The sequence below is a fragment of the Microvirga aerophila genome (assembly GCF_003332305.1).
GTDB lineage: Bacteria > Pseudomonadota > Alphaproteobacteria > Rhizobiales > Beijerinckiaceae > Microvirga > Microvirga aerophila.
This window is the reverse complement of the sequence record NZ_QOIO01000120.1, coordinates 1-5,873: the sequence shown is the minus strand read 5'-3', so window position 1 is coordinate 5,873 and position 5,873 is coordinate 1. Positions and strand designations below refer to the sequence as shown.

Annotated in this window: 8 protein-coding genes and 1 pseudogene; 5 read left to right on the top strand and 4 right to left on the bottom strand. The window is 55.3% G+C overall.

Annotated elements, in window-relative coordinates:
* Positions 1–376: 376 nt before the first annotated feature.
* Positions 377–517: pseudogene (locus tag DRB19_RS28540) on the bottom strand (IS256 family transposase); the annotation flags it as partial.
* 263 nt (positions 518–780) lie between these two features.
* Positions 781–954: a hypothetical protein gene (locus DRB19_RS30480; RefSeq protein ID WP_162815938.1), complete on the bottom strand. Its 174-nt coding sequence runs from the start codon at positions 952–954 to the stop codon at positions 781–783.
* Between the two features lie 655 nt (positions 955–1,609).
* Between DRB19_RS30480 and DRB19_RS28530 the strand changes: the two genes are divergently transcribed.
* Both DRB19_RS28530 and DRB19_RS28525 read left to right on the top strand, forming a co-directional pair.
* Positions 1,610–1,828 (top strand): hypothetical protein, encoded by a 219-nt coding sequence (locus tag DRB19_RS28530; RefSeq protein WP_114189342.1) that lies wholly within the window; start codon positions 1,610–1,612, stop codon positions 1,826–1,828.
* Positions 1,821–2,288: a LuxR C-terminal-related transcriptional regulator gene (locus DRB19_RS28525; protein WP_162815937.1), complete on the top strand. Its 468-nt coding sequence runs from the start codon at positions 1,821–1,823 to the stop codon at positions 2,286–2,288. The genes DRB19_RS28530 and DRB19_RS28525 overlap by 8 nt, the downstream gene beginning before the upstream one ends.
* Before the next feature lie 237 nt (positions 2,289–2,525).
* Here the strand turns inward: DRB19_RS28525 and DRB19_RS28520 are convergent, their stop codons facing one another.
* The gene (locus DRB19_RS28520; protein ID WP_114189340.1) at positions 2,526–2,762 is read right to left on the bottom strand and encodes a hypothetical protein; all 237 of its coding nucleotides are present in this window, start codon (positions 2,760–2,762) and stop codon (positions 2,526–2,528) included.
* Positions 2,763–2,867: 105 nt separating this feature from the next.
* Between DRB19_RS28520 and DRB19_RS28515 the strand changes: the two genes are divergently transcribed.
* From DRB19_RS28515 to DRB19_RS28505, 3 genes are all read left to right on the top strand, one after another.
* Entirely contained in the window at positions 2,868–3,140 is a 273-nt protein-coding gene (locus DRB19_RS28515) for a hypothetical protein (RefSeq protein WP_114189339.1), read from the top strand.
* A gap of 561 nt (positions 3,141–3,701) precedes the next feature.
* Positions 3,702–4,289, top strand: a complete 588-nt coding sequence (locus tag DRB19_RS28510) for a peptidoglycan bridge formation glycyltransferase FemA/FemB family protein (RefSeq protein WP_114189338.1) — start codon at positions 3,702–3,704, stop codon at positions 4,287–4,289.
* Entirely contained in the window at positions 4,241–4,732 is a 492-nt protein-coding gene (locus tag DRB19_RS28505; RefSeq protein ID WP_162815936.1) for a lipid II:glycine glycyltransferase FemX, read from the top strand. The genes DRB19_RS28510 and DRB19_RS28505 overlap by 49 nt, the downstream gene beginning before the upstream one ends.
* Before the next feature lie 25 nt (positions 4,733–4,757).
* Here DRB19_RS28505 and DRB19_RS28500 read toward each other — a convergent pair whose 3' ends face one another.
* A complete protein-coding gene (locus tag DRB19_RS28500; protein WP_114189336.1) occupies positions 4,758–5,057 on the bottom strand; it encodes a hypothetical protein in 300 nt (99 codons plus the stop codon).
* Positions 5,058–5,873: the final 816 nt, after the last annotated feature.

Here is a 5,873-nt window from a genome sequence, read left to right as displayed (position 1 = left end):
CGAAGTCAGAACGGAGTGGGATCGGCATGGCGAACCTCCATGGCTCGCCAAGTTGAATCACACCCACCCCGACGCAGAAAATCACGAACGAGTCAGCCCTTCAGGGACTTAGTATTAATCTATTGGCAAGGTTCAATTACATATCGATCTCTTACTCTCGAACGGCTATGCATCAGATTTTCGCTAGGCTCAGAACCTATTAATTCGGGCTGAGGTGTGATTCAGGGCCTCCTGTCGAGGAGGCTTGGAACGGATAATTTGTTTCTGCTGAGCGAACGCCAGATGGCACAGGTTTCACCGTAATTTCCGCCAGCCCACGGCGTATCACCAGCCGAGGCTCTAAACGCCACTGGATGAAACTTCAGTGGCGGGTCAGATGGTCCATCTCGGCATTGAATGCGCGCTCAGCCAAAGCCTTCTTCAGCTCGTCGAGTAGTCCATCCTGGGCGAAGGCTGATTTGGCCTCAGCACCCACCAGCAGTTGATCCAGCAGGTGGTCGGAAATGCGGCGTGCCATGCGATGTTTCCCTCATGATCATCGTAAGGCCCCACACAAAATTCCCGACAGTTCCGCTAAGCAGTCAAAAAAATGAGCCTGACGGTGGAGTATCTGTCAGGCTCAAGTTTCATGCACAAGGGAACAGTGTCGTTAACGCAACCAGACCCGTCCTCACTTCAGTGCAAGCTCGAATTGTCCATGCCGACCTGTTGGCGCTCAGTCACACACCCTGATCCGCCGCACGACCCGCTCACCCCAAGGGCTCACGCGCTCTTTGATGATCAGTCGGCACTCCTGACCATGGCTCCAGGCAGGACGAGCGAAGTCAGGACGAGCCCAAGGGCGATTTTCAGCGACATGCCGCCCGTAGAACCTGTCATGCTCACGGTGGTTGTAGAAGCGCCCTTCACGCCAATGCTGGCGGGGCTCTGCGGGAGCAAGGTAGGCGTTGCCATATTCGCTTATCTGTTCCTGCTGATTGTACCAAGTGGAGCCGGGGATAACCTCTAAGTCGGCCGCCTGAGCAGCACTTCCAAGCACAAGAGCCACTACACCAGTGAGAACAGCCCTCTTCCAACCGAAGCTCATATGATCCTCCCGATGAGCTGAACTCGGAAGGAGCCGCCCATTGATCGAGAGGTTGCACGAGAGCCGTTGAAGGAAGGCAGAACGGGACTTGCAGCCGTTGTTCATCAGGTGAGCGACAGGTGAGCGACTTAAGCGTTCCTGAGGCGGCTCTGATCTGTGGCCACCGTGACCTATAGATGTTGAGCCGATACACTCACCTGAGGCCAGAGAGAAGGTTGCTGAGGAACTGGCTAGAGCCGTCTGTAGCTGAGCGTCGAGAAAGGCTTGTTATCCAGAAGACACAGCAAGAGCCAGGCACGTCCGTGGGGGCTGGGCCGCTCGACGGGACACGTTCGCAGCTCACTATGAATCAAAAGAGGTAAGGCCAAAGGCCTAAAGGTCCTGCGACTATTGGCAGATTTCAACATATTCTCTGGAGGTAACATCAATTCAGTATCCGCGACTGCTGCACAAATGCTTCGGCTCTGCTTCAGCCGGTCAGGCTCAATGATTTTCTTGGCTTTAACAGATGCGAGTTGATCAATGTCTCTTCATAGTGCTCATGAATATTATTACGATATAGCAGCCCAGGATGCATTGCAGATTCCCACCGTTTTGATATGCGACAGTTTCCTGATGCGCGAAGGGATCAAGCACCTCCTGTCGAAGACTCAGTTCCAGATCCAGGACGAGGCCGTCGACCGTCCATCAGGTTTCCCGGGCTTTCCCGATGCCAAGGCCATCCTGTTCCTTATTGGCTGACAGCTTTGATTGGGACTTCCTTGTGCTGGCCTATCAGGCCGGAGCGGCGGGAGTTCTGCACACCGCAACAGCCCCGCAGATCCTGGTCAAATCTCTTGAGCTGATCGTGCTGGGAGAGCGTGTGTTCCCCGCTGCCGCGATCCTGTCGGCTATCAATGATCTGGCAGACACACTCCGGCAAGAACATCAGCCCGGGATGACAGAGGCACCGATCAAGACCCATTCGCCGGAGGAGAGAAACCTATCTGGCCGGGAGGAGGCGATCCTCCGGTTGCTGACGGAAGGGGCTCCAAACAAAGTCATCGCCCGCAAGCTCGGTGTGGCAGAGGCAACGGTCAAAGTTCATATCAAGGCGATCCTGAGAAAGCTTCGCGCGCAAAACCGCACCCAAGCTGCCATGTGGGCCACAACCCACCTCAGCTCCGCATCTGGCGAGAGGCCTGACCGAACTCCTTCATAGATCGTCTAGGCGTGTGAAACAGATTTAGATCCCTGCTGACTGCAACCCCATAGGTGACGGGTGGCATGGCTCATTATCAGCTCTTCCTTTGGAATAAGCATAGCCGTTACAGGTATCCCAAGAGCGTGAGCGCGCCCGATCACTTCGCCTTGAGGATGGCACGGGTCCTTCTGGGAGAATGCCGCACTATGGCGTGGCTGATCGGCCGGGATGATGTGCTCAACGTCACTCGGCAATTCACGGCGCGATAGCCTCAACCGAAAGGGCATCTCGGTCGGATTGCCAAAGTGTGTAGAAGTCCGTCGAACTGTTATGCACCTCAACTTCCATCGAACTACTGCGGGATAGGATTGCGGCCAGCCTGATGGCGATGGGGATTGCATCAGACAGGTTGGATCGGGTCGTTATAAGCAAGGTCTCGTGGGCAATCGCCCATTCCCCATTGATGCAAGCGACAGTGATCTTGTCTGGCATGTTTGCTTTCTGCCCCTTGGGGTTACGGCTCAGCCTGACCCTGTTTCCGGAATATGCTTACCCATTCCTTGATGGTTCTTGTGGAACAGTTCGGCTGAACCTCTCATGAAACGATCCGCAACCTCTCAGGAGAACACAGGGAACACCTTGGAGCCTCAGGTGTCCCTAGAGGTACGTCTCGCCAAGGCTGAAGCCCAACTCGAAGCCCTCAAAGAAATCGTTGAGCTGGAGCGGAAACAGGCTGAGGAGTTGAAGGAGGAGCGTGATCGTTGGGCGTCTGCATTAGAGGCCAGTCAACGGCAGATCACGGATCTCACGAAGAGGGCTGAGGAGCCTCCCAAGGGGTGGTTCTGGTTTCATCACGGGGCGGCTTCCTGATCCTGGGGAAGACCTGTTCCAAGGTGTTCCTACAGGTGTTCCAGGCTGTTCGCGGATCTACGGCCCAGGTGCCCACTCTACAAATGTAAGCAGGAAGCTCAGCAAGCCTATGACGCCAAGGGGAGTGAGATTTCTCCGATGACTATGGACAACATGAGGAGCCAAAGGGGTCTGTTCCATCAACGCCTACTGTCAATCCATCCACTGTGGCAATGAGGCTGCCTTCAACGCTGAAGCTTGGCTGGATGACATGCCGGTTCCAGACGTAGCCTTCGACCTCCGATGCTCTCAATACGAGAGGAAAGAGTTGGGACCTGAGAGGTGAGTGAGGTCTCTGCCGATTTTCGGCTTGGCCTGCGCAACTGATCCGTCCGGGCTTAATCGAACCGGTGCGCCCCCAGAATAGCATCAGGTCTCATACCCCTTGATAATTCAATCGAGCGACGCGTCAGCAAGAATGGAAGGCCCTACGTCTCCTATAGAATAGGGAACGATCGTGGTGATGTTGAACGGGCGAGTCGCCTTGGAAATGACGATCTGTCCAACAAGCGGTAGGTAGCAATGTGCGCTGAAGCAGCCGTCAAACAGCATCCTAAAGAACTGGATAAACGGGCGACGTGGGACACGTTCATTGAAACAAAGACTGATACGGGCTTCAGGCAGTCATCATGGTACACGGCCCTCAAGGTTGCCCGTGGATGGGAGCACTTTGGGACAGTGCTGCGGGATAAAGACACTATCGTGGGTGGTGCGATGGTTCTCGCGCGGTCCTTCGCTCCAGACAAACGCTACTATTACATTCCCGATGGTCCGGTGTTCCTGGAGGAGGACTCACTGGCCGAGCAAGAACAGGTCTTTCGCGCCGTCATGGCGTTCATCGAGCGCAAACGGCAGACCGAACAGCAAGTGGTCAGTCATCTGTGCATCAATCCCCGATGGCAGCAGGTGCCCAGTTTTATAAAGGGCTTCCAGGAATCCAGCCACTACTATGGTTCGCCACGGGATACCCTCTGCGTTGCTCTAAACGCCTCTGAGGGCGCGATCCTGGCTCAGATGAAGCCAAAGGCCGGTACAACATTGGCGTTGCTCAGCGATACGGCGTGTTGGTTGTCGAGGACATCTCACAGCAAGGCATCAACGACTTCCTGAGCATTTACCAGGAGACCTTTGCCCGTAAGGGGAAGCGCGGTCGCAGCCCCGGATATTTTCATACCCTGATCCCTCTGCTGCTGGCGGCAGAACGAGGTTCGATCTTCTTTGCCGAGTACCAAGGCATGCGGGTTGCAACAGCCCTGGTCGTCTTTAGTGGCCGCACGGCAACCTACTACTATGGCGGTTCCCGGACCGTTCATCGCAATGTCATGGCACCGTATCTGCTCCACTTCGAGATTATGAGGAAGGCAAAGGGTCTCGGCTACCAGACCTATGATCTGTTTGGCGTAACCCCTCAAGATGGGTCAAATGACGGATGGACTGACATCAGCGTCTTCAAACGGAAGTTTGGAGGACGAGAACTCCGTCTCGTGCCATCGCTGGAGTACATCTACGATTCAACTGCATATCAGGAATGGAAAGCTAGTGAGGAAGAGTGAAGTGCTCCAGCCAATGGGTCACAGCCTAATGTCTTCCTGACGAAGCTGTCGGTTGAAGGATGAAGCGGTCCGTGAGGAAGCCGACGATGCTCACAATCTCTTCCTTTGGTAGCGTGAGTCCGACCGGCCCAAACTTCGGATGATAAAACCCAAATAGGACACCTTCCGGTGGAGACGCCCGGATGGTCCACTTGGTGTTGGCAGCAACGCTGATCGGCGGTTCATCGCGCTCGAAGGGCGGGATCGGGTGCCCCTTGACCATTTGGCTTCTTGCATTGCCAAGTTTGTCCATCAGTTGATCAAGCTCATTGAGTGCGAGGTCCACCAGATGTCCTGGTTGCCCAAGAGGTTTGATCTCTATCGTCACGGTTTTGCGGTCGTCAGCAACTCGGATTTTAAATCGTGCCCTAGGCATGACCGAGCCCCATATATGGCTGTCTTAGCTCTAACTTGAGCACACGGCTTTTTCACGTCTGTGCCGTGATGTCAGGAGGAACACAGGAGGCTCAAGGCACGGGCCTATGACTGAACAGGGCCCTTAGTCCATACGATCTATGGTCCTCCTAAGCCCCGAGCTTGTCGTGAGGTTTTTGTCTGTGTCCCCTTTGACACCTACTCGTCCAGCATCAGTCCTTTGAACTGCTGAACCTTGTTAGGCGCGGGGGAGTGTATGGAGGCACCGGATAGGCTGACTGCTCCCGAAGCACCCGGACGGCTCGATCAAGTGTTCCCCCGGCTTCGCAAGGCTGCGGCCGATCCTGGGCGCTCTTGAGCGTCGCCCTCAGGATGATGTCCTTACAGTGTCGAGCTACCTGATCGTCCATGTTGGTCATTAGCCACCTCATCCTTAGCCCACCAAGGCTCACCATCAATCTAGGCAGTAATGCGTCTCCTTTCGGGTCCAATCTGTCCGATTTTGGGGGCCAGGAGTGACGGGTGGTGGGGGTAGGTTCGCAAAACCTGGAAATGGTCCGTCGTTGAGTTGTCGGACCTAGGAGGCACGTGAGGGCTCTGGAGATTTATAGGTATCAGCACGCCTAGCAGAGGCTATCGGCAGAACCACTGTTAGCGGTGTTCTCAGGCCACGGCCTTGAGGTCTGGCGCGGTGGCGTAGGCCCACGGCAGCAGATCATCGATGCGG